Below are 22193 nucleotides of genomic sequence, written 5' to 3' on the forward strand. Positions count from 1 at the left end.
GGCTGCCCCTCAGGTGACGAAGATGAGCCCGGCATCGCTGCCGGCCGGTGTGTATTCCGCGAGCCGCAGGCGCAGGTTGTCCTCGCGCTGCGGCTGGAACAGGTCATGGAAGGCGCCGAGCTCGGAACCGTCCTCGGCGCCGCGCCGGATCTCCGGTGCACAGGCGAGGTCGAGTTGGGCGTAGCCGGGTGTGCCGTACCGGGTGCTGGTGTACCGGGGCAGCACCCGTTCCGGCTCGCCGGACAGTTCCGGTTCGCAATGGAACCGCGGTGGCGTCCGGGAGCCCGGCTGCAACCAGCAGAACCGTACGCAGCCGGACTGACGCCGGGCGATCCGGACCGGGCCGCCGAGTATGCAGTTCTCCACCAGGCCGGCGCCGTGGCTGCGGACGGCGCCGAACACCGTGCAGCGGCGGGCATTGAACACCGCGTACGCATGCCGGTCGTCCGGCCCGGTGAACGCGTCCACGCCGGCGCCGTCGAGGATGCTGTCCGATAGGTAGATCCGGTTCGGCTCGGCCTGCTCGTCGCCGGCGTTGACCAGGATCGTGCCGAGGATGCTGTGCTCCACCTGGACGCAGGCTGGGGTGTCGAAGAACTCCAGGCTGGGCTCCTCCGCATGCTCCGGCCGGCAGCCGAGGTCGAGCGACCAGCCCGGCACCAGGGTGCAGTGCCGGATCACCACGCCGGCGACCGGGCCTTGGACCTGGATGCTGCGGCCGGTCACGAGGAGCCCGTCGAGGGTGATCCGCGGCGCCGGCCCGCTGCCCTGACCGGTGCCGGTGACCCGCAGTGCGTCCGGACGGTTGCTGTACCAGTCCAGCAGGCGCAGCACCGGTCGGCTGCCCTCGGCCGCCCGGATGGTCAGCCGGTCACCGAGGTCCATTCTGATCTCGATCTGCTCCTGGTAGGCGTCGCTGCCGACGATCTCGATGACCGCCGCGTCACGATCGGCCGACTCCTGCGCCCGGTTGTCCCGCCAGTGCCGGACGGCGTCCATGATCCGTTGGTAGGTCTGTCCCGGACCCACTCGCAGCGGAACCGGATCGCCCGGGTCCGCCGCGGCGACCGGTCGCGGGTATTCGCCGCCGCCGATGTCCGCCGAGAAGCCGTGGTGGTAGGTGACCCAGACACCGGTCTCTGGGGCCGCCCGGTTGGGGAATGAGATCCGGCCGAGGACGGGGTCGACCGCGACCTGGCCCCGGCCGACGGTGTAGCGCCAGTCCGACAGGTCGGCGGAGACGATCCGCGCCAGCGGGACCGGCTGATCGCCGTCCAGCCAGATGCACAGACTCTTGCCCGGCCCGTAATAGTGCGCCATGCGGTCGGTGAAGGCCCGCCGGCGGATGAACGCCGGCACGTTCGTCTCGTCGGCGACGTGCGTGGGCGACGGCTCCTCGACCGGCCGGGCGACCAGGGGAGTGTCGTTGGACAGGATGCTGAAGGTGAAGTTCGCCCGGTCCCGGTCGATGCAGAACGCGGGCGCACTCGAGATCCGGTAGGGCTTGAGCCGCCACAGGTACAAGCCGACCTCGGGGATGTTGTACCTGCCCGGGCGGGCGGCGGAGATCCGGGCGACCTCGACGGTGTGCGCGAGCGTGTCGAACGGGCCGTCGAGACGGTCCAGGGCGTCGACCGACCGCACGTCGGCCAGCCGGCCGCGACGGCGTCGCCTGGCGTCCGCCCGAGGATCACCGCCGTAGAGGCGTATGGTCTGGGTCACGCCCAGCAGCCGGCGGAACTCCACCGCCCGGGCCGGCCAGCCCGCGACGTCGGCGGCGAGTTGTTCCAGCAGCGCGAGGGCGCCCTTGCGCCGGCGATTGCCGACCGTGTTCGCTACGTCGCGGCGCGGCGCCGACTGCGCCAGCAGCAGGCGCGCCTGGTCGGTGCCGGCGGCGAGAGCCTCGCCGGAGCCGTGCAGCAACCGGTACCCGACGAGCTCGGCCAGGTAGGGCACCACCCAGTCCTGGCACGTCTCGATGAACCAGTCGTCGTAGAGCTGGGCGATGTCGGCCTCGACCAGGTCGGCCTGTTCGGTGACGACGGCCAGCAGCGCGCGCAGCGGTCCGCCACGCTCCTCGTCGCGGACCTGATAGATGCGCGGCAGCAGCCGGTAGAGGCGGTCCGGTTCACCGGTCACGGGATACTCCGAAGGATGAGTGTCTCGGGTACGTCGGGGGACAACAGCGCCAACTGGGCGGGCCGGATCCCCCGGAAGACGGTCAGGCGCCCGCCCACGCTCAGCACCGGGCTGTCGAGTTGCGGGTTCAGCCGGACCAGATCGTCGACGCTGAGCCCGTGACTGCCGGCGACCGACGTCAGCGTCTCGAGGGGGTCCGTGATCTCGTGGCGCAGCTCGTCGAAACGCGTTGGTCGCGCCGGGACGCAGGCCGCGGCGCCGCTCAATGCCGCGGTGACGGCGGCCAGTTCCGCCGGTGTGGAACTGCCGGCGATGCCGGCGAACACGTCGACGTCCACATAGTCCACGCCGGGTACGTGCTGCATGGCCGCCACCACCCGGCTGAGATAGGCCGGTTCGCCCAGCTCCCGGTTGGCGAAGCCCAGCTCGCTCAGCACCGCGGCGCGTACGGCGGGCTCGACCAGCGTCCAGGAGTGGTCGGGGTCGACCCGCACTCCGGCGGACAGCACGATCAGCACCAGGTCGCGGACGGCCGCCTCGACCGGCAGGTGCGGGTCCCCGGAGTCGGCCAACGCCGACTGCAGTGCCGTGAACAGTGCGGACGTCGGATCGATCGGTACGTCGTCCATGCCGGCGATCGTCACGTGTACGACTTCGCGGGCGCCGTCGTACAGCCGCCGGGCGCTCGCCTTGCCGATGCCGACCCGGGCCCTGGTGAAATCCTGGTAGTCCTGGGTGGACAACAGCCGGTCCAGGGCGAGGACACGCAGCGGGATGAGCTCGCGGGAGTCGGCCGGCTGGTCGCCGTCCGCGCCCCCGGTCGACGGCAACGGGTTGGTGACCCCACTGACGCCCAGGGGCCGGCTAGCCAGCTGGCTGATCTGATCGCTGACCAGATTGCCCGACCGGCCCGCCCCGACGCGGTACTCCGCCGTGACGTTCTCCTGCCCGGTGGGCAGCCGTGCGCCCCGGGTGCCGTCGCCGAAGGCGACCGCGGCCGTCGCGTCCGGGCCGCTGGTCTGGACGTAGTCGTGGTCGGTGTGGCGGGACCACGTCAAGGTCTCGACCTCGTGCCAGCGGACCCCGTTCACCCGGACGGTCAGCGCGTCGTCGGCGCCGAGCGGATTGTCCGCCGGCAACCAGGTCAGCGGCGTGGTCGGGGTCACCTGGCGCAGCGTGAAGACCTGGTCGGTGGTGCCGGCGTCGCCGCTGCCGAGCACCTCGGTGCGGGTCTCGCCCTGCGTGGCGGCGGTGACGTTGCCGTACAGCAGCGCCGTGTCGCGCCGGTAGGTGTAGGCCAGTTCGTTCGCCAGCACCAGAGTGGCGTGCACCGTGTCGCCCGGCTCGTCCGGGTCGACGCGCTGCCGCACTCCCGCGATCATGGTGAGCTCGCTCGCCGCCACCCCGCTGGTCAGGGGGACGTCGGTCCGCTCACCGGAGACGATCAGCCACCGGCCCGGGCGCAGCCCGTCGTAGGCCCGGTCCAGCTCGATCGTGCCGCCGCCGATGTCGTCCCTCAGCGGATCGCCGAGAACCTGCAAGGGCTCGCCCTGCGCGTACACCGTGACGAGTTCGGGCGTCAGGGCCCCGATGTCGCCTGCGAGGGTCAGCACGGTGATCGGCACGTCGACAGTGGTGATGGTTTCGCGCGATCCGACGGTCTGCGGGACGGTCTGCTGGTTCACCGCGGTCACCTGGCGGATCAGCGGGTCGGGGTTGTCGACCTCCTCGACGATCACCCAGCTGCCCGCCACGATGCCGTCGTACACTGCGTCCAGCGGCAGTATCGCCGAGCCCGCGGGCCCCGGCTCCAACAGCTGAGGGCCCGGCGGCGAGGTCAGTCCGCCGAGGAACATGCGTGCCTTGACCCGCATCACCTGCAGTCCGGACAGCGGCACGGGCGGCGCGATCTTGGCGTTGCCCCAGGCCCGGTAGAGCGCCTCCAACCGGGGATCGGCCACCGCCAGCAGCCGGGGGTGGACGTCGGAGTCGGCGGCGAATAGCTCCGGCACCTGCGACGATAGGTACCGCGCCGCGGCCGGCGGGCGCGACGGCGGCTTGCGCAGCGCCGCCAGCATCGGCGTGAGCCCCACCAGCGCGGCCGCCGCGCTGTCCGGGCCAGGGGGTGAGGACCCCCGCGAGGCGCGGGCGAGCGTCTGGTCCCGGACATCGGCCAGCTCCGGCGCTTCGGTACGCAGCGCCGCCGCGACCAACGTCAGGACCCTCATGCTGTCCCCGATCACCGCGCCGACCTTCTCGTCGAACCAGCGCACGACCTCGGGCCGGGCCCGCCGGCGGGCGATGGCCGTCTCCTCGCGCAGACCTCGCACCGCCTCGCGCACCTCGGCTCGGGGCACCTGGTTCACGCCGCTCTCCACCTGAGCGTCGGCCAGGTCGAACGCCAGTTCGGCCAGGACGGCGGCCGCGCCCGTGGCCGCCCGCGACGGTGGCTGGGCGCCCCGCGCCTCGTCGACCGCCTTGATCAGTCGCTGCAGGGACTGGGCGAGCGGCCCGATGTCCGGTCCGAACGCGACAAGCGTCACGACCGTGCTCCCGGCGGGGAAGTCGGGGCGGGCCTCGCCGACGATCCGGGTAGCCGGCGCGGTCGCCGATCCGAACAGGAACAACAATCGGTCGGCCGGCTTCAGGTTCGCCGTCGTCCCGGCCACGGTCAGCTCGGTCAGATCGGCATCGACGGTGATCGCGTCGATCGCCGGTGGCCTGGTCCGCCGGACCGCGAGCGTGTTCCACTCCGCGCGGGCCTCGAAGGCGTCGGTGGTCTCGAAGGCTTGGGGGAGCTCGCCCTGTGCCGGCACGCTGCGCGCCTGGGAGCCCGCGGGGATCGTCGTACGGGCACCCGGGTCAAGGGTGTAGGCGAGGAACGTGCTGGCCGCGAGGGCCGGCCGGAGCCGATAGCCCAGCAGGCGGCCCAGCTCGGCCAGTGACTCCGGCTCGGTGGCGGTGCGCAGGTAGCCCTCGTTCGCGACCCGCTCCTGATAGAACGTGAGCACGTCGGCCACCATCGCCCAGCCGTCCAGCAGTGCGATCGCGAAGTCGTCGGTGTCGCGGGTCGTCAGGCCGAGGGCGTCGTGGGCCGAGATGCGGGCGAGCATGGACTCCAGGAACCGGGCCTGGGTGCCGACGCGGCGGCTCAGCGCGGCCCGGCCCGGCGGGTTGGTCGTGTCGGCCGGAGTCACGGTCTGGGTGCCGGCGCAGCATCCGCACAGTTTCTCGATCATCGGCCACCTTCCATGTCGAGCGTGAGCAGTCCGTACTCGGGCCGGGCCGGGTCGGCGGCCAGTTGGGGCACCTCGAGGGGCCCGATGCGCAGCAGCCCGTCCTCGAGGGCGGTGCCGGCCGGCCCGAACAGCGGCTGCAGCCGGGTGACCTCCACGTGGCGGACCCCGGGCGTCGCCGCGGCGGCGGCGACCAGCTGACTGACGCGGACCGGGGTACCGAAGCTCAGGTTGTCGGGATGGAAGAGGCCGAGTCGGCCGTCGGGAAGCCGGCCCTCGCCGAACACGCCGGTCAGCGACCGGGCCACGTGGCCGGCGACGAAGTCCGGCTCCACCCGAACGCGCAGCGCCAGGTCGAGGGGGACGAGGACGGCCGAGCGGACCGACACGTCATGCCCGATGCGCTGGACGGGGTGCAGGGCCTCGCGTACGGCGGCGAGCAGCCAGTCCGGTGCGGTGTCGGCGTCGACCGGGTCGACGGCCACCTGGACCTCGTACCAGCTTCCGACCCACCGCAGGTCCGCAGCCGCGCGTTGGATGCCGGGCACCTCGGCGGCGATCGCGGCGTAGTCCGCCGGGGTGATCGCCCGCAGCAGCCGGTGGCTCAGCTCGTGCGGGGCGCGCCGGCGAACGTCCGCGACCGGTTCGGGATCGACACCGCCCGACGCCGGTAGTGGATTGAAGACCCGGCTGATCCCGCCCGTGCGGGTGCCGCAGAACACGACGGTGTTGATGGCGCCGCGGCCGAGGTTCCCGGCGCTGCCGTTGCCGACGCGGTAGGCCACCTCGATCGGGCGTCCGCTGGGGAGCGCGGCCCCGGCGCGCCCGTCGCCGAACCGCAGCGTCAGAACGCCGTCGTCGTTCACCTCCCCGACGACGTGGCGATCGTCGGGTCCGCTGCTCAGCAGATCCCGGCGCGGCCGCCACGTGAGTTTCCCGCCCGGGCCGGCGAGGGCGTCGTCGCCGGCGGGCACGGTGACGCGCAGGGCCGGCAGGGCCGCGCGCGGGTCCGGCCGCAGGGCGGCCCCGGCCGGTCCCCGGAACAGCGACCGGCCGGGGGCGACGTCGCGTGCCTCGGCATCGCCCCAGGCCTGTGCGATCTCCCAGCCCTCGTCCGAGGCGTCCAGCAGGTAACCCGTGCGGGCCCGGCGCACCAGTTCGGCCAGCCGGGCCGTCTTGGCGGCGAGCAGGTCGTCGAAGCGGGCCAGCAGCACGGCCAGTGCGGACTCCGGGTGTTCGCGGGCCTGCAGCCGGCGCACGAGCCGCGGGCCGAACAACAGGTCGAGATAGGCCAGATTCGCGTCACTGAGCTCGCCGCCGTGCCGGACCCGCGACCACCACGCGGTGAGCCGGGCGCGGGCCCGTTCCGGCGCGCCGCGCAACTGCTCGGCCTGTGCGCGGGCCACGGTCGCAGGCGCGGGGAACGGCGCCCGCTGGGTGACCGGTCCGCGCCGCAAGGCGGGACGGAACCTCGCTTCGATGGGCGGGTAGGCCGGGCCGGGTACCGCCGAGCCGTCGGAAGCGCAGCCGAACTCCGGTGGATCCGGGCAGCTCAGCTCCTGCCGCAGGACCGGCTGTTCGTGCGTCTCTGTGGACCCGCCGCACCAGTCCAGGCTGCGGCCGTGCTCGACGAGCACGACGTTGCCGAACGCGACACCCACCTCGAGGTCCTCGCAGCGGGGGCCGCCGCGCGCGGTGACGCACAGCGGGAACGAGAGCGCGTCCTCGCGTGACCAGGAGACCTCCAGCAGGGGTTGCCGGTAGAGGTCGTCCCGGGCCGGTGTCACCGACGTCAGGCGTACGGCCTGGCTGTGGGTCGAATCGGCGTCGCCGGGCACCCCGGTCCGCGGCCCGGTGGCCTCGGCGAAGATCAGGACGTCGCCGGGGCGCAGATGCAGCACCCGGGTGTCGTCCCCGCCGCCTTTCCGCTCGGACGCGTCCGGCTGCTCCGGTTGGGGCGGGCCGTCCACCAGCGTCGCCGCCGTGGCGCCGGAGGGGAGGCAGCACTCGCCGTCGCCCCACGTCCACAGGCTGATCCGGCTGTGGCCCGGATGCACCGCCACGTCCTCGACGGTCACCGGCTCGAACACCTCGTACGCGGGCAGGTCCGGCCGATCCAGATCCTGGGCGAGCGCGGTGCCGCTCTGGACGGCGGAGGTGGGCGGGAGGGAGGCGAACCGGAAACCGCCCGCCGGCAGCGTGACCTCCTCGGTCGTCTCCAGACAGACCCAGGCCCGGGCCGCGCAGCCGTCGTGCACGGCATAGTCCACCAGCCGCGCATGCCGGCGGATCGAGACGCGACGGCGCGCGGTCTCGAAGTAGGCCTCCGGGGCGGTGGCATCCTGCCGGTAGCTCAGCCGGTCACCCTCGTAGGCGAGGAGTTCGACCAGGGCGGTCCCCAGATCGGGCACGTGCCGTTCGATCCATCGCGGAGTCGTCAGGCTCATCCGGTCGAGCAGCAGCCGGCGGAAGCTGTCGTAGTCCTTGGCGAGATAGTCGATCTCGGGCTCGACGTAGGCGCGGGAGGGGCAGCTGCAGACCGCGGCGCAGTCCTGCAAGGCGGCGCAGTTCTGCTTGAACGTGAAGTCCTGGCAGGAGTAGCGCGGGTCGAAGGCGGGATGCGGGCGGGTGCCGGGCCGCCCGTGGGCGCCTCTCTCGACCACGCAGAGCCGGTACGTGGACCGGTCGCCGTGGCGGTCCACGGTGAGCCGCACGCAAACCGGGTCCGCGCCGTCGCAGTCGGCGACGGCCTCCACGCGGATGCCGGTGACTCGGCGGCCGCCGTCGATGCGGAAGTTGGCCGGCTCGAGGTCGGCCGGTGGCTCGGCGAAGAGCCGGACCGTCAGGGTCAGCTGATCGGCGCCGACGTCGATGCTGTCGATGCCGTTGCTGCCGGCGGACCGGGCGGCCGCGCGGCGCCGATCGTCGGAGCAGCTCACCGTGGTGCTCATCGGCCCACCCCGCCGTCGATCGTGTCGATCCGGCGCTCGCCGGTCGCCCGCAGCACGTACTGCACGTCGACCCGCAGCGTGGCGTCGTCGGCGGTCACGGTCAGCGACTCGAGGGCGATGACGTCGCCGAGCCACAGCTCCAGCTGGGCCTGCGCGTCGGCCTGCAGCACCGCCGCCACCGCGAAGCTGTTCGGTTCGAACACCATGTCGAGCAGGCCACAGCCGAAGTCGGGCCGGTTGACCCGCTCACCGCGGGACGTGAACAGCAGTTGCTCGATCATCTCGATGACATGGGCGGCGTAGTCGGCGGTGCCGGACCGTCCGCGGGCGTCGACGTGGAACGGGAAGCCGATGTCCATCCTGGTGACCGGCATCGCGCTCACGACCCGACCACACGTGCCTGCGTGGCGGCGACGATCGGCGGTGCCGGTGTTGGCGCACACAACCCGCCGCCCGGGCCGTTGGGCGTGGCTTGCAACAGGACGGCCTGGCCGTCCACCTGCACCCGAGCCGAGACGTTGGCCCACTTCACCGTGACGCAGGGCGTGGTGAAGCCGCAGCCGGCCACGGTGAGCACGGCGGCCACCGTCGCGATCGGTCCGCCGGCCACCGTACGGGCGCCGGCCGGGACGATGGTGACCTTCCCGCCGTGCGGGCAGGTCATGACCGCCGTGGTGGTGAGGACGAAGCCGGGCATGGTCGCTCCCTACTTGAGGACGGTCAGGCCGCCGTTGTTGATGTCGACGGACGTGCCGGCGAGCCGGATGGTGGCCAGCCCGGGGCCGCAGGAGAGCTCGATCCCGGCCTCGTTGATCTTGATGTACGGCCCGCTGGGCCCGTGCAGCTGAATCTGGATGCCACCGGTGGGGCCGGGCGCATCGGTGATCAGCAGGTAGTTCTGCGTCGGCGTGCCGATCACCACCTGCGGCACGCCGGGCGGGACGGTCTCGCTGACCTGCGGGGCCTCGAGGGTGCCGCCGCGCCAGAAACCAGTCCACACCGCCCGGTCGATGTCGTCGTCCTGGAACACGATCCACACGCCCGACTGGACGATCGGCACCACGTGCATGCCGGCCAGCGCCGTGTGCGGGGTGGCCCAGATGCACGGGTCGGAGCCCAGTACGTCGTCGACGCGTACCTGCAGGCGGTTGAGCTTCAAGGGGTCGATGTTGGAGACGACGACACCCTTGTACGGACCGGAGAACTTCTTCGCGTCGGCGGTCATGTCATCACCCGGTCGGAGAAGGGGACGAACCCGTCCCTGGTCAGGCTGAAGCTCTGCTTGTACTCACCGCGTTTGATGTCGTGGGTGACGCTGGAGACGTAATAGAGGCCGTCGTAGGCCAGTCCCGCGCCGCGCACGCCCACCAGGTTCCGGGACTTCAGGATGTGGCCGTAGCGCAGCACGTCGAGCTTGCCCTGCCCGGTGACGGCGTCGGAGGACTGGGCCGTCTTGCTGAGCCCGCGCAGCAGGATGTCCGTCACCGCGCGGCCGCTCTGGTTGGGCAGCGGTTGCCTCTTGAGTGCGATGGCCGGCCGGACGGCGAGCGGCGGGCGCAACAACGACACGTTGGGCAGCGGCACCGAAAAGCTGATCTTGGTGGTCGGCTCGGTGATCTGGACCGTGTACTCGGCGCGCGACAGGCCGTCGAAGCTGAACGTCAGCGATTCCACGTTCGTGGCCGCGCCGCTGTCCACGGTCAGGGCGGGCTGCACAAGACCGGCCCGAACCTGCGGACCCCAGTAGGCGGTGCTCACGTTCGGCACCGGACCGGGGATCAGGTGGAAGGTGTAGCCGGCCTCCGATGCCAGCGCCTTGATGTAGTCCAGGTCGGTGCCCGACTGGATCGGGATCTCCTCGATCGGCGTCTTCACGCTGAAGATGACCGCCGGAACGGGCGCCGGGATGATCCCGTAGTGCGCGTACTTCAACAGGATCCGCAGGACGCGTACGTTGAGCGGCATCGCGGGATAGCACTGGCGTACGTCCTCGACGTCCATCAGCACGGTCAGGTCCTCGCCCGTGACGGTCAGCGTCGAGGACCCGGGGGATTCGCCCGGGGCCACGTCGTGCCGGGTGACCACGCCGTCCATGAGCACGTCCAGGGTGCCGCCGACGACGACGGCGATCACGACCCGGGTCGGCGGGTCGAGCAGGCCGGACGGCAGGAGCGCCTGGGTGACGACCGACCGCTTGCTGACCGCGAAGGTCACCTGGAACCCGCTGCGCTGCCCGGCGGCCGACGTCACCTGGACGGATCGGACCGCGTCCATCAGCTCCTGCGGCGCCGGCGCCGCGAGCACTTTGCCGATCAGCAGCATCAGCTGCACGCTGCTAGCCATGGGGCACCCCGAACAGGCCGCCCCCGCTCGGCAGACCGGCGGGCAGGGTGATCCGCAGCACCCGGCCCGCGGGTGTGGTCAGGTCATCGGGGTCCGTGGCCCGGTTGGCGTCGGCGAGCTGCCACCACTGCTGGGGGTCGTCCAACTCCACCGCGGCGACAAGATCCAGCCGGTTGTGCTCGGCCGGGCCGACGATGTGCACGCCGATGGTGGTGAGCTCCTCGGGCCGGGGCAGCAGCCGGCGCCGCACGTAGACGACGGTGCGCCCGCCGGGCAGCTCGTAGGTGGCGGTGGGAACCGGCTGGTAACGGCTGGCGACCGAGAACATCACTGACCACCTCAGATCGTGGTGAGGCCGAGATCGGCCACGGTGTTGGTGACGAGCGCGGCGAACTGCTGCTTCTGCCGGTGGTACTGCAGGTACAGCTGGCCGCCCTTGTGCCGGTAGCCGACGTCGTCGACGGTGAGCACCCGTACGCCGATGCTGACCTTCGCCCGGATCGGGTCGAGGGAGGTGTCGAAGGCCTCCTCGGTCACGCTGAGCTCGGTGAGGCGGACGGGTACGACCCGCCGGGCCCCGAGCACCAGCACCATGAGCGGCGCCTCCACGGCCGCGATCTCGATCATGCCGCGACCGGCCAGGTCGTTCTCGGCGATCAGCTGGTCGACGGTGGGGTAGATGCTCGCCTCCAGCGCGGACAGCACCGGGGCCACGCCGTTCGCCGCCTCCCGCGGGTGTTCGGCGGGACGGTCCAGCTGATCGGTGGCGTCGAACTCGGCGTCGAACTTGAACGACTCGTGCGGCGGGCCCTTGAGGCGCAGCGCCTCCAGGCGGTCGCCGGGCTCGTTGCCGATGCCCTGCGGCTCCAAGGTGCGCGTCAACGTGTCGGGGTTGAACTGGAATGGGATGGTCCGCACCGGCCGGCCGAACGTCGGATCCAGCAGCACGAACCCACCGCGGACCACGGGTGCGGCGGCCGGGAAGCCGGTCATGTCGTCACCTCCTCGCGATCGGCGGCCCTGCTCATCTCAGGGCCTTCGCGGCCGGCAGCTTGGCGAGGTCCACCGACAGGGAGAAACCGAGGTCGACGGTGCCGGCCGGTGCCCGCAGCTCGCTCGGCGCGAGCGTGCGGAACTGCACCGTGGTGGCCCGCAGGATGTCGTTCGGCACCGAGCCCAGCGACCGCATGTCGAATCCGACCGAGCGGGCCGTGCCGGGGATCGGTATCCGGAAGTCCCGGTCGGCGAGCAGTGCCAGCGGGACGGCGAGCCCGTCGACCTTCTCGCGCGCCAGCCGGCCGAACTCGGGTAGCTGGGCGAGGCCGGCGACGGCCACGCCGGCCATCGTGGCGACGCCGGCGCCGAGGACCACCTTCTCGCCCGTCGTGGTGCGTTCGAGCAGCCGATACCGCTGGCTCTCGAGCAGGTCGGCGACGGCCGGCACTTTCACCACGGCACCGATGACGTCGCCGACGGTCCCGGGCCGCATCCGGTCCGGTGGGCGGTCGCCCGGCGGTCCGGTGGTGGGCGTGGTGAGCCGGCCGGCGAGGGTCGGGGTCAGCGGGTCCGGTCTCGTCCGCGCGGTGGCGGGACTCCCGGCGCCCGCTCCGCTGAGCAGGTCCGGCACCGGTGTGACAGCCGGACCGGACCGCGGCGCCTCGACCACCACCTGCGCGGCGCCGGTGGACGGCCCCGCCGGGTCGAGCGCGAGCGCCGCCGCCGGCACGCCGGCCTCGATCAACGCGCCGGCCACCGCGCGGGCGCGCCGGGCCGCCAGGTCGGCGTCTGGTCCACCGGCGCCCGCGCGCGCGACTACGCGGAACGGCATCGCCGGGCCCGTGCCGATCCAGGTGGTGATGAGAGAGGCGAGGAATCGCACGGTGGACCGGTGCGTGGGCGTGAGGTCGGCGCCGCCGGCCGGGAATCCGTCGAAAGTACCCACGGTGAGGTGCAGTCCGGGCGCCGGACCCGCGGTGCTGTCGGCGTCGCGAGCGACGCCGGGTGGGCGTCCGCCCAGGGCGGCCGGATCCACGCTGTGCCCGCTCAGCACGGCCGCCGCGGCACCGTGGGCCGTCGTCTCGGCGCCGGGCTCGATGCCTCCGTTGCGGTACTGGACGACATGCGCGAGCTCGTGCGCGATACTGCGGAGCCCGAGGCCGGCCGGAGCACCGAGGTAGACGTCGTCGCCCACGGTGAACGCGTGCGCATGCAGGTGCTGGGCCGCCAGCCCGGCGGCGCTGTCGTCGTGCACCCGCACGCGGCTGAAATCCGCGCCGAAGCGGGGCTCGAGCAGCGCTCGCACGCCCGGGCCGAGAGGTCGCCCGGGCGCCTCGGCCGCTGGGACCGTTGATCGCGTCGGGGTCCGTGCCGGGGTACGCACGGAGGCGAGTTCAGTCCGCACGACCCACCGCCTCGTACACCGATCGGGCGATGCCCGCGCCGAGGCCCGCGGCACCCGCGCGGACGACGTCCGGCCCGGTGACCCGCCGCATCCGGCGGGATCGCTGCCAGCTCGCCGAGGGCGCGGCGACGAGCAGCCGCGACAGCTCGAACTCCACGGCCCGGCGCAAGGTGTCGGCGTGTTCGCGGGAGACGGCCTTGTCGTCGAGCACGAGCCGGTCGATGCGCAGTTCGACTCTCATGGCACCCGCTCCTCAGACCAGGCGAAGTCGCGCTCCCGGATGGGCAGCTCGAGCTTGCGGAACTCGCTGCGCGCCGCGGCCAGCACCGCCGGCATGGTGATCGCGGTGCCAGCGGCCGAGGCGAGGAACGCGGCGTTCAGGGCGACGTTGCGAGCGGGGCCACCGGCGAGCGGCAGCGCGGCCAGCCGGTCGAAATCCAGATCGTCGCGCGGCGACGCGTCCGGGAACACCCTCTGCCAGATGATGCGCCGCTCGGCGAGTCCGGGGAACGGGAACTCCACGATGAACCGCAGCCGCCGGATGAACGCGCCGTCGAGGGCCCGGCGCATGTTCGTGGCGAGGATCGACAGACCGCTGTACGCCTCCATGCGCTGGAGCAGATCGTTGGTCTGCGTGTTGGCGTAGCGGTCGTGCGCGTCCTTCACCTCGTTGCGTTTGCCGAACAGCGCGTCGGCCTCGTCGAAGAACAGGATCACCCCACCGCCCTCGGCGGCGTCGAACAACCGGCGCAGGTTCTTCTCCGTCTCGCCGATGTACTTGCTGACCACCGCGGACAGGTCCACCCGGTACAGGTCGAGGTCCAGGTGGTTGGCTAGCACCTCGGCGGCCATCGTCTTGCCGGTGCCGCTCGGGCCGGTGAACAGTGCGCTGACGCCCAGGCCACGGGTGATCCGTTCACCGAAACCCCAGGTGTCGTAGACGGTGAGCCGGTGCGTGACCTGTTCGGCGATCTGCCGCAGCATGCGCAGCTCGTCGCCGGGCAGAACGAGATCGGCCCAGTCCACCCGGGGCTCCAGCCGCTGGGCCAGCGCGTCCAGCTGCGGGCGGGTACGGCTCTTGCACGCCCGCCACACCTCGCGCTCGGTGCCGCCGCCGGCGGCGATGACCCGGATCGAGGGCACGTCCAGCGCGAACTGAGCCGCCAGGGACAGCACCTGCCGCTCGCCGGCCGCCGGGCCGAGCGCGGCCCGCCACGCCGCGGCGCGTTCGGCGGTGGTCGGCGGCGCCACGTCCACGACAGTGCTGTACGAGCCGACGTCGGGCCAGCTCTCTCGGGTGGCCAGCAACGTCGGGCAGTGCAGTCGTTGCAGGAACTGGGCCACCGGCGGGCGCGTCTCGCCGTTCTGCCCGGCGTCCTCGACGTCGAGGAAGAGCGCGATGGGCAGCAGCATCGATTCCCGCTGCCACAGCCGTGCGAGGTTGTCCAGCTCGGTGGCGGCCGCCGGTAGCAGTGCCGCCGGCAGGCGGTAGGCGAGCAGTCCGCAGCGGGCGGCGGCGTGCGCCGCGACGAGTTGCTTGCTGGCCCGGTCGGCGCCGGCGAGCTGGACGACGGCGGTCGGCCCGTCGACTGCCTGCCACTGCCGGATCATCTGGGCGAGTACGGATTCGTGCGAGGCGGGTAAGTCCGCGTCGAGGTCGGGGTCGAGCGGGGTGAGCAGCGGTTCCAGGCGGTCGTCGACGTAGTTGAGGCACTTGATCACGTTGACGATGCGTTCGTCGGCCCGCAGGCCGCTGGCCGTAAGCGTCTGGCCGCTGTGTTGATTGATCTCGACCAGTCGCCAGTAGCGCAGGCCGCGTTGCGGCGACAGCACCGACCACGCCGGATCGGGTAGTACGCGCAGCGCCAGCGCGAAGGTCGGGAAGGCCATGCTCTGGCCCTGGACCGAGGCACACAGGTCGCCGAGCGAGGGGTCGAGTTCGGTCGCGGCGCACAACAGCAGCGTGTCGCGTTCGAAGCGGGTGAGCCCGAAGGTCTCGGCCAGGGTGACCAACGCGGGCGGCGGCGACATCCGCTCGGCGTCGGTGACCGCCTGGGCGGCGTTGGCGATCTGCGCGGCGGTGACCGGCGGCGCCGGCGCGCGCAGCGGCGGCTCGACGGACGGCATGCTCTGCCGCCGCCTCGACCTCCACGACCCGGGCACCTCGGGCAGGTCGACCGGGGGTCCGTCCGGCGGCTCGGCAGTCCGCGCGCCCAGCAGCAGGAGCCGCAGCCAATGCAGCGACGCGGCGAGGAACTCGCCGTTGGCCGCCTCCCAGGCGGCGTGGTCGGACAGCGGCCGGCTCATCACGTCACCGTCAGCTGCTGAGAGGCCAAGGGTGCCGGCGGCGTGGCGGCCGGGTCGAACCACAGCGAGTCCGTCCCGGCGATCCGCAACCGGACGACGTGGACGCCGGGCTGCGCGTCGGGCACCCGGAACGTCAGCGTGCCGGCGGGCGCGACGATCGGATCCGCCGGCCATGGTTCGCCCCCGAGCACCAGGGCCACCGATTGCCCCGGCCGCGCCTCGGGCTCGCAGTCGAGTGTCACGACGGCCGTGCCGGCGGCGTCGCGCGCGACCGTCATCGGCATCGTGCTGGTGATCCGCGGCGCGAGCAGCACACCGACACTGTTGGTCGGCAGCTCCCGGGAGGTCGGGTCGCCGTGCACGACGGCGGTCAGCCAGGCGCCGGACGGCAGCAGCGCGGGCTCGGTCGGGACCCGGAACCGCACGCGCGTGTCGGTGACCTCGACGACCTCCGCCGCCACCACGTCGACGGGCTCGGCGAGCAACGGATGGGTGAGGCGGACCCGCACGTCGGCCGCGGACAGATGCGACCCCTCCAGGGTGACGACGTCGCCGAGCCGCGCGGCCGGCTGGCCGTTCGGAGCGATCGCCGCGCGCAGGGCGGGGAACGGCGAAGCGGCATCGGCCAGCGCCACCGGTCCGCGGTCCAGCTCGCCGCGCCTGAGCACGGGCAGCGGCGCGCGGCCGCGGCGGCGGCTGTCGATCAGCACGACTCGCGCCTCGAACGCCGCGGACAGCCGGTACGGCGCCTGGAACACCGACCACAGCGAGTAGATGTCCTTCTCGTCGTGCGGCTGCCAGGTGATCCGGACCCGTTCCACCTGGTTGGCGATGTCGCTGTAGGGGGCGATCTGGGCCAGCTCGGCGCGGGTCAGCCGCGCGTGCTCGTGCAGGATGCGCAGCGCCCCGCCCAGTATCCCGTGCGCCTGCAGGTCGTCGCCGTCGGCGACGTGCGCGGTGAGCAAGTAGTGCAGCACCAGGGGGAGAGGCGGGTCACCGGTCTCGCCGGGCAGCAGGTCGCCGGTGGGCTCGTTACGCAGGGCACCGTCCACGGCGACCTGGTAGAGGAAGAGGTTGACCTGCTTCTCGAAGGCGGTGTCGCCGACCCGGTCGGGCGGCCGCGCGATCGCGACGGCACTGGCCTCGACCTCCTTGACCCCGATGTCGACGAGGTTGCGCAGCGTCTCCGTCACCGCCTCGATGGCACGCGGGTCGCTCATGTCCGGTCACCGCCCGAGCGGTCCCGCAGATACTGCTGCAGGCTGGGCGCTGGGGGACGGCGCGGTTCCCGGCGCTTCGGAGCAGGGGCCCGCTCGGGCGTGGCGCGCAGCTCGACTCGTCCGATCGTGACGGTGACGGTCCGCTCCGCGGGCGGGTTCCCCCGCCGGGGCGCCGGTCCCCGGGGAAGGTCGCGAACGGCGAGCGGCGTCGGCGGCTCGGCCGCCCACGGCTGTACCGGGTGGCTGGCCGGCGACGGCGGCGGGTCGTCCGGCGGCACCGGGGTGGTGAGTGCGATCGCCGCGCGCAAGGTGCTGGGCTGCGCGAACCCGTGCCGTTGTGCCCGTGCCCGTCCGGTCCGGTACGGCGGGCCCGGTACCGGGGACCGCTTGGATGGCTGTTCCAGCGCCGGGGGCGGTGTCGGCCGGGGTGGCTGTTCCGGCGTCGCCGCCACGAGGCGGGCCGGACTGGGCGGCCCGGAACGTACCGGCTCGCAGCCGTGGTCCGCCGGTCCTTCGACATCGTGCTCGTCGTCAGCCCGATGTCCCGGATCCGGCCGAGCGGGTTCCAGCGCCGGCGCTTCGGGGACGGTGATCTCCACCGGCGTGCGCGTCGACGGCTGCGTCCGGTCGGCGCGGTCGTGCACGGGCGGCTGGGCCGACCCGGCGTATGACGGCAGCGACGAAGCGCCCGGCTCCCGCTCCGCCGATTCGCCCGGCGGGACCGGATGGTCGGCGAGTGCCGGCCCCGGCTCGAACACCGACGGCAGGAGCGGCCGGATCAGCGGCGGCCCGTCGCCACGGGAGAGAAGCCGGCTCACGAAGTCGTTCATCAGGCTGCCACCTCGTCCAGGTAGAACCGTCGGCGGGCCGGGCTGACGGCCAGCACCTCGGCTTCGCTCCACCCGTAGGCGCTGGCCAGGGAATGCACATCGAACAGCAGCCGGCGGGCGTACGCGTCGACCTCCATCCACAGGTAGGCCGCCACGTCGAACGGCGCATCCCACTCGTGGCCGCAGGACCAGCAGGCCAGGCTCAGTACGACGTCAGCCTGCGGGTCGGCCACCGGCAGCCGGGCGGCGACGCCGGCGAGGATCTCGTCGCTCAACGCCTCGCTGCCCGCACTCCGTTCGACGACACACGTTTCGAGCAGCCGGCGGCGGGCGTCGCCCCCGGCGGAACCGAGAGCCAGCAGATCGCCGCTCGTCGGCAGGCGGAACTCCACCTCCACGCCCGCCACCTCGACGTGGCACCGATCGTCCGGCGCCTCCTCGACCGGGACGCGGATGTCCGCGACATCCAGCATCAACTCCAGCCGTTCCGCGCAGCGGGGGCAGGATGTCTCCGACGACAGCTGCGGACCGAAACAGCGCTCCCGCAGATCCAGCAGCAGCGCATCGCGGCGGCCCAGGGGCAGATCCGAGAGCTCGGCCGGGTCCCGCCGGCAGGCCGCGCCGGCCAGCGCGAGCGCCCGCGCGACGGCCGGGCGGCCGAGCGCGGCCTCCCACGCCGCCAGGAGCTCGCCTTCGGTGATCGCGGCCACGGCTCACGCCACCGGGTCGTCGAACTGCAGATCCGAGGGGGGAACCACGTCGATGTCCCGGATCCAGCCCTCGTTCTCCAGCTTGATGTGCTGGATGGAGACGGCGTTGGCGTTGGAATCGAAGTCGGACAGCGGCTGGTACTCCGAGACCCAGCAGTTGAACACCTGGTAGGACAGGACCTTCTGACCGGACTCGTCGAACATGTCGATGGTGATGTCGCGGCGGAAGTCCTGCAGCGAGGCCTCCAGCCCGCCGGCCGCGTTCCGGAAGCTCCAGGTCTTGTTGGCCCAGGCCTCGAAGATGTGATGGGCGCCGACCCCGCGTTCCATCTGGATGGGGTCGTACTCCGTACGCCCGGGCAATTTGTAGCTGGTGGCCGGATCACCGCCGGAGCGGTGCTTGATGACCTCGGTGGTGCGTTTGAAGCCGGAGACCTTGCTGACGCCGGCGATGTAGTCGGTGCTGTCGCTGAACTTCACCCGGAACCGGAAGTTCTTGTACGGGTCGAGGCGCTGGCCCCGCACGCTGACCTGTGGCATGTCTGTCGCCCCCTAGACCTGAATCTGGCCGGCGAGTTGCTGGATGTGGATGAGCACGAACTCGGCGGGTTTGAGCGGGGCGAAGCCCACCAGGATGTTTACGATCCCGCGGTCGATGTCGTTCTGGGGATTGTTCTGGGCGTCGCACTTGACCAGGTACGCCTCCCGCGGCGTACGGCCCTGGAAGGCGCCCTGGCGGAAGAGGCTGTTCATGAAGGCGCCGACGTTGAGCCGGATCGACGACCACAGCGGCTCGTCGTTCGGCTGGAACACCACCCACTGGGTGCCGCGGTAGAGGGACTCCTCCAGGAACAGGGCCAGCCGGCGTACGGGCAGGTACTTCCACTGGTCACCGAGGCGGTCCGCTCCGCGCATGGTCCGCGCGCCCCAGGCGACCGGGCCGACCACCGGGAACGACCGCAGGCAGTTGACCGCGAGCGGGTTGAGACGCCCGTTCTCGAGGTCGTTCATCGCGATGTCCAGAGCGGTCACACCGCCGAGCGACGCGTCGGTGCCCGCGGGCGCCTTCCACACGCCACGCTGGACGTCGGTCCTCGCCCACACGCCGGCCATCACCCCGCACGGCGGGAAGGCCCGCACCCGGTCCTCCTGCAGCGGGTCGGTCGACATGACCCGGGGGAAGTAGATCGCCGCGTTGCGGGTGGCGTCGCCGGTGAGCGTGTGCGCCTCCGTCGCGTCCGCCACGCTGGTCCATCCCGACGGCGGGTCCACGATCAGCATGGCGCGTTCCTGCAGGCACAGGGTCAGCGCGGCGGTGAGCACGCCCGAGAGGTCCTGCGTGCCCGGCAGGCAGAGGATGTTGAAGATGTCGGTCTTGAGCAGGGCGTACAGGCCGGACTTGTCGAGCTCGAAGCTGTCGCCGTCCCCGCCGAGGTAGTCCCGACCGCCGAGGACGGGATTGCCGTCCAGGCCGCCGGTTCCGGTGTTGTACCAATCGGTGTCGTGGCCGGGGGCGAACGGGTCCTGGCCGGGCTTGGGGCCGTCATCGCTGTCGACCGCGGCATGCGCGGCCGGCAGTGCCTCGGCGCCGCCGGTGACGGTGACCAGCCGGGACGATCCGAGCACCTTGTCGAGGCTGCGCGGGTCGTCGGAATCGGTGCTGATGTTGAGGTAGCGCTCGACGCCGACGACCGGGTCGGTGATCGACAGGTTGTACAGATCGCGATCCTTGTCCGCCGGTTCGAGGTCTCTGGTGTCGTAGTCCACGCGGACCTGGATTCGATCGCCCCAGACGCCCGGGCTCAGCGCTTGGAGCGCCACGTCGTCGCCGTCCGTCGCCCCGGGCAACGTGATGGTGGACGCCGCCGGATCGGTGTCGACCGGGGGCTCGCCCACCGGGACCGGGCCGCCGACCAGCCGGACGATCTCCGCTTCGCTTCCGCCGTTCTGATAGAACTGCAGGACCGCGTAGCTCATCGGGCTCTTGGGATGCAGGCCGCCGAAGGAGAGTTGGTAGTCGGCGAAGCTCGTGATGTGCACCGGGTGGTCGGGACCGCGCGGGGCCCAGCCGACAAAGGCGGCGATGGATGTGGGCACCCCGGCGATCGTCCGTACCGCGCTCGGCAGTTCGTCGATATAGACGCCCGGGAACGTAGGGGCGATGGGCATGGCCGTGTCTCCCTTCCGCGACGCGATGGAGGCGGACGTTCACCGTGCGCCGGTGCTGTCACCCCAGCGTCACGCGCGTCAGGAGGCCGCTGTCCGGTCCGCGACAACGCTTCGGGGCGGCATCGGGCGGGCGTGACGCGTCTGTGACGGCGGCGGCCGAGACTGGCTCGATCGGAGCAACCGTGGAGACGAACATGCACGAGGCAACGGTCGGTATGGCGCGCGCGCCGGAGCGAAGGTTCACGGCGTCGCCGGATCCGGTGCTCATGCGCTGCGGAGGACAGAGCTGTCCGCCCGGGACGTGCGGGCACGACGACGAGTCGCAGCTGCAGCGCAGCGGTGCGTTCGGGCCGGCCGTCGCGTCCGTGCCCCCCGTGGTCCATGACGTGCTCGCCTCGCCCGGCCAGGCGCTCGACGCCCGCATCGCCACGACGGCGGGTGCGCGGTTCGGTCACGACTTCAGCCGCGTCCGGGTACACACCGACGCCGCGGCCGCCCACTCGGCGCGAGCCGTGAACTCGTTCGCGTACACGGTCGGGCGCGACGTCGTCTTCGCCGCCGGGCGCTACGACCCCGTCTCGGCGGTCGGTCGCCGGCTTCTCACGCACGAACTGGTGCATGTGGTGCAGCAGTCGGCGGCCGGACGCCGCGCCGGCGGTGATCTGGCCATGGGCCGGCCCGACGACCGGTCCGAAGTCGAGGCCGCGTCGGCCGCCGTGTCGACGGACCTCGACCCCGGGCTCCCGCCGGCGCCCTGAGCTGAGTCTCTCACCGGCGGTCTGAGCTGGGCAGGGACGGTGCGGTGACAGTCGGCGCACACGCTCACCGGCATGAAGGATGACCCATCACCCGCCGCGGTGTGCGTCATGCGCATCGAACGACGGAAGTCGGGGCTGGCCATCACGGTCGTCGTCAATCCGGACATCCGGCAAACGTCGGAAGAACGACTGTTCCGCACCGGCGACGCGGATGAGGCAGTGCAATTGATACGCGACGTCATCACGGTGTTCCGGGAAGACAGCGGCTCGTGACAGCGCGGTGACGATGCGGCCGTTACGGTCGGCCTCAACGGCTCTGAGCGGAGGTGAGGTCGTGGCTGCGAATGCGATGAGTTCATCGATCGGCGCATGCTCTCCGGATGCGCCCGTCCTGCACCTGTTCAGCGGTCCGTACGTGACCACGCGCACGGGCCGCAAGGAGGTGCCGGAGGGCTCGAAACGGCTCCTGGTGTTCGTCGCGCTCCGCCGTCGCCGGGTCGAGCGCCGGTGCGTGGCCGGAGCGCTGTGGCCGGTCGGTGGCGACGAGCGCGCGTCCGGCAACCTGCGCTCGGCGCTGTGGCGCCTGCGGCTGGCCGGCATCGACCTCATCGACGCGGACAAGTGGTCGTTGCGCCTCGGCGACCGGGTGGGCGTCGACGTCCACGCGGTGAGCGACTGGGCGAATCGGCTGATCCGGCACACCGCGGCCGGCGCCGACCTGGCCATGCCCGCCGTGCTGCCGGAGGCCCTGGACCTGCTGCCCGGCTGGTACGAGGAGTGGGCGCTGATGGAGCGCGAGCGCATCCGTCAGCAGGCGTTGCACGCCCTCGAGGCCCTGAGCCGGAAGCTCGTGCAAGCCGGTCGCTACGCGGAGGCCGTCGACGCGGCGCTGATGGCCGTGAACGTCGAACCGCTGCGGGAGAGCGCGCAGCGGGCCCTCATCGAGGTGCATCTGGCCGAGCGAAACTGGATCGAGGGTCGCCGCGCTTTCGAGGCCTACCGGCAGCTGGTACGGCGCGAGCTCGGCGCGGAACCCTCAGCCGATCTGCTGCCCGACATCGTGCAGGCGTAGACCGCGCCGCCGTCAGCGGACGCACCAGCCGAGGAGGGTCCTGCCGAAATGCGCCGT

20 protein-coding genes are annotated in these 22193 nt (G+C 72.3%); 3 read left to right on the forward strand and 17 right to left on the reverse strand.

Annotated elements, in window-relative coordinates; translation table 11 throughout:
* Positions 1–9: 9 nt before the first annotated feature.
* The 17 genes from ACQP2Y_RS12335 to ACQP2Y_RS12415 all read right to left on the reverse strand — a co-directional run bounded on the left by ACQP2Y_RS12335 (position 10) and on the right by ACQP2Y_RS12415 (position 20306).
* Complete coding sequence (locus ACQP2Y_RS12335; RefSeq protein WP_433727413.1) at positions 10–2139, reverse strand: hypothetical protein; 2130 nt, start codon at positions 2137–2139, stop codon at positions 10–12.
* Positions 2136–5378, reverse strand: a complete 3243-nt coding sequence (locus ACQP2Y_RS12340) for a putative baseplate assembly protein (protein ID WP_433727415.1) — start codon at positions 5376–5378, stop codon at positions 2136–2138. Before ACQP2Y_RS12340 ends, ACQP2Y_RS12335 begins: the two co-directional genes overlap by 4 nt.
* On the reverse strand, positions 5375–8326 hold the full coding sequence (locus tag ACQP2Y_RS12345; RefSeq protein WP_433727417.1) for a putative baseplate assembly protein: 2952 nt from the start codon (positions 8324–8326) through the stop codon (positions 5375–5377). Before ACQP2Y_RS12345 ends, ACQP2Y_RS12340 begins: the two co-directional genes overlap by 4 nt.
* On the reverse strand, positions 8323–8700 hold the full coding sequence (locus ACQP2Y_RS12350; RefSeq protein WP_433731917.1) for a GPW/gp25 family protein: 378 nt from the start codon (positions 8698–8700) through the stop codon (positions 8323–8325). The genes ACQP2Y_RS12345 and ACQP2Y_RS12350 overlap by 4 nt, the downstream gene beginning before the upstream one ends.
* 5 nt (positions 8701–8705) lie before the next feature.
* Positions 8706–9023: a hypothetical protein gene (locus ACQP2Y_RS12355; protein ID WP_433727419.1), complete on the reverse strand. Its 318-nt coding sequence runs from the start codon at positions 9021–9023 to the stop codon at positions 8706–8708.
* 9 nt (positions 9024–9032) lie between these two features.
* Complete coding sequence (locus ACQP2Y_RS12360) at positions 9033–9551, reverse strand: phage baseplate assembly protein V (RefSeq protein ID WP_433727421.1); 519 nt, start codon at positions 9549–9551, stop codon at positions 9033–9035.
* The gene (locus ACQP2Y_RS12365; protein WP_433727423.1) at positions 9548–10669 is read right to left on the reverse strand and encodes a hypothetical protein; all 1122 of its coding nucleotides are present in this window, start codon (positions 10667–10669) and stop codon (positions 9548–9550) included. The genes ACQP2Y_RS12360 and ACQP2Y_RS12365 overlap by 4 nt, the downstream gene beginning before the upstream one ends.
* Positions 10662–10997, reverse strand: a complete 336-nt coding sequence (locus tag ACQP2Y_RS12370) for a hypothetical protein (RefSeq protein WP_433727425.1) — start codon at positions 10995–10997, stop codon at positions 10662–10664. Before ACQP2Y_RS12370 ends, ACQP2Y_RS12365 begins: the two co-directional genes overlap by 8 nt.
* 11 nt (positions 10998–11008) lie before the next feature.
* The gene (locus ACQP2Y_RS12375; RefSeq protein ID WP_433727427.1) at positions 11009–11662 is read right to left on the reverse strand and encodes a hypothetical protein; all 654 of its coding nucleotides are present in this window, start codon (positions 11660–11662) and stop codon (positions 11009–11011) included.
* 31 nt (positions 11663–11693) lie between these two features.
* A complete protein-coding gene (locus tag ACQP2Y_RS12380) occupies positions 11694–12971 on the reverse strand; it encodes an eCIS core domain-containing protein (RefSeq protein ID WP_433727429.1) in 1278 nt (425 codons plus the stop codon).
* A gap of 88 nt (positions 12972–13059) precedes the next feature.
* Positions 13060–13311 (reverse strand): hypothetical protein, encoded by a 252-nt coding sequence (locus ACQP2Y_RS12385; protein WP_433727431.1) that lies wholly within the window; start codon positions 13309–13311, stop codon positions 13060–13062.
* Entirely contained in the window at positions 13308–15377 is a 2070-nt protein-coding gene (locus tag ACQP2Y_RS12390) for an ATP-binding protein (RefSeq protein ID WP_433727433.1), read from the reverse strand. The genes ACQP2Y_RS12385 and ACQP2Y_RS12390 overlap by 4 nt, the downstream gene beginning before the upstream one ends.
* Positions 15377–16597 carry a DUF4255 domain-containing protein gene (locus tag ACQP2Y_RS12395; RefSeq protein ID WP_433727435.1) on the reverse strand — a complete coding sequence of 407 codons (1221 nt, stop codon included), beginning with the start codon at positions 16595–16597 and terminating at the stop codon, positions 15377–15379. Before ACQP2Y_RS12395 ends, ACQP2Y_RS12390 begins: the two co-directional genes overlap by 1 nt.
* Positions 16594–17427: a hypothetical protein gene (locus tag ACQP2Y_RS12400; protein WP_433727437.1), complete on the reverse strand. Its 834-nt coding sequence runs from the start codon at positions 17425–17427 to the stop codon at positions 16594–16596. The genes ACQP2Y_RS12395 and ACQP2Y_RS12400 overlap by 4 nt, the downstream gene beginning before the upstream one ends.
* On the reverse strand, positions 17427–18137 hold the full coding sequence (locus ACQP2Y_RS12405) for a hypothetical protein (RefSeq protein WP_433727439.1): 711 nt from the start codon (positions 18135–18137) through the stop codon (positions 17427–17429). The genes ACQP2Y_RS12400 and ACQP2Y_RS12405 overlap by 1 nt, the downstream gene beginning before the upstream one ends.
* Positions 18138–18140: 3 nt before the next feature.
* The gene (locus ACQP2Y_RS12410; protein ID WP_433727441.1) at positions 18141–18677 is read right to left on the reverse strand and encodes a phage tail protein; all 537 of its coding nucleotides are present in this window, start codon (positions 18675–18677) and stop codon (positions 18141–18143) included.
* A 12-nt stretch (positions 18678–18689) separates the two neighbouring features.
* Entirely contained in the window at positions 18690–20306 is a 1617-nt protein-coding gene (locus ACQP2Y_RS12415) for a phage tail sheath family protein (RefSeq protein WP_433727443.1), read from the reverse strand.
* Between the two features lie 194 nt (positions 20307–20500).
* On the opposite strand from ACQP2Y_RS12415, the gene ACQP2Y_RS12420 reads away from it, so the two are divergent.
* The 3 genes from ACQP2Y_RS12420 to ACQP2Y_RS12430 all read left to right on the forward strand — a co-directional run bounded on the left by ACQP2Y_RS12420 (position 20501) and on the right by ACQP2Y_RS12430 (position 22136).
* On the forward strand, positions 20501–21064 hold the full coding sequence (locus ACQP2Y_RS12420) for an eCIS core domain-containing protein (protein WP_433727445.1): 564 nt from the start codon (positions 20501–20503) through the stop codon (positions 21062–21064).
* Positions 21065–21136: 72 nt separating this feature from the next.
* Complete coding sequence (locus ACQP2Y_RS12425) at positions 21137–21337, forward strand: hypothetical protein (protein ID WP_433727447.1); 201 nt, start codon at positions 21137–21139, stop codon at positions 21335–21337.
* 142 nt (positions 21338–21479) lie between these two features.
* On the forward strand, positions 21480–22136 hold the full coding sequence (locus ACQP2Y_RS12430; protein ID WP_433727449.1) for an AfsR/SARP family transcriptional regulator: 657 nt from the start codon (positions 21480–21482) through the stop codon (positions 22134–22136).
* The last annotated feature ends 57 nt before the right edge of the window (positions 22137–22193 follow it).

This window comes from Actinoplanes sp. CA-051413 (assembly GCF_050955795.1).
In the GTDB taxonomy this organism is placed as follows: domain Bacteria; phylum Actinomycetota; class Actinomycetes; order Mycobacteriales; family Micromonosporaceae; genus Actinoplanes.

What these genes read in the sequence shown, in the direction of transcription:
- ACQP2Y_RS12345 (WP_433727417.1), bottom strand. Translation starts at nt 8,326, where the DNA reads ATGAGCACCACGGTGAGCTGCTCCGACGATCGGCGCCGCGCGGCCGCC.
- ACQP2Y_RS12375 (WP_433727427.1), bottom strand. Translation starts at nt 11,662, where the DNA reads ATGACCGGCTTCCCGGCCGCCGCACCCGTGGTCCGCGGTGGGTTCGTG.
- ACQP2Y_RS12400 (WP_433727437.1), bottom strand. Translation starts at nt 17,427, where the DNA reads ATGAACGACTTCGTGAGCCGGCTTCTCTCCCGTGGCGACGGGCCGCCG.
- ACQP2Y_RS12365 (WP_433727423.1), bottom strand. Translation starts at nt 10,669, where the DNA reads ATGGCTAGCAGCGTGCAGCTGATGCTGCTGATCGGCAAAGTGCTCGCG.
- ACQP2Y_RS12385 (WP_433727431.1), bottom strand. Translation starts at nt 13,311, where the DNA reads ATGAGAGTCGAACTGCGCATCGACCGGCTCGTGCTCGACGACAAGGCC.
- ACQP2Y_RS12415 (WP_433727443.1), bottom strand. Translation starts at nt 20,306, where the DNA reads ATGCCCATCGCCCCTACGTTCCCGGGCGTCTATATCGACGAACTGCCG.
- ACQP2Y_RS12395 (WP_433727435.1), bottom strand. Translation starts at nt 16,597, where the DNA reads ATGAGCGACCCGCGTGCCATCGAGGCGGTGACGGAGACGCTGCGCAAC.
- ACQP2Y_RS12425 (WP_433727447.1), top strand. Translation starts at nt 21,137, where the DNA reads ATGAAGGATGACCCATCACCCGCCGCGGTGTGCGTCATGCGCATCGAA.
- ACQP2Y_RS12350 (WP_433731917.1), bottom strand. Translation starts at nt 8,700, where the DNA reads ATGCCGGTCACCAGGATGGACATCGGCTTCCCGTTCCACGTCGACGCC.
- ACQP2Y_RS12420 (WP_433727445.1), top strand. Translation starts at nt 20,501, where the DNA reads ATGCACGAGGCAACGGTCGGTATGGCGCGCGCGCCGGAGCGAAGGTTC.
- ACQP2Y_RS12360 (WP_433727421.1), bottom strand. Translation starts at nt 9,551, where the DNA reads ATGACCGCCGACGCGAAGAAGTTCTCCGGTCCGTACAAGGGTGTCGTC.
- ACQP2Y_RS12390 (WP_433727433.1), bottom strand. Translation starts at nt 15,377, where the DNA reads ATGAGCCGGCCGCTGTCCGACCACGCCGCCTGGGAGGCGGCCAACGGC.
- ACQP2Y_RS12410 (WP_433727441.1), bottom strand. Translation starts at nt 18,677, where the DNA reads ATGCCACAGGTCAGCGTGCGGGGCCAGCGCCTCGACCCGTACAAGAAC.
- ACQP2Y_RS12355 (WP_433727419.1), bottom strand. Translation starts at nt 9,023, where the DNA reads ATGCCCGGCTTCGTCCTCACCACCACGGCGGTCATGACCTGCCCGCAC.
- ACQP2Y_RS12340 (WP_433727415.1), bottom strand. Translation starts at nt 5,378, where the DNA reads ATGATCGAGAAACTGTGCGGATGCTGCGCCGGCACCCAGACCGTGACT.
- ACQP2Y_RS12370 (WP_433727425.1), bottom strand. Translation starts at nt 10,997, where the DNA reads ATGTTCTCGGTCGCCAGCCGTTACCAGCCGGTTCCCACCGCCACCTAC.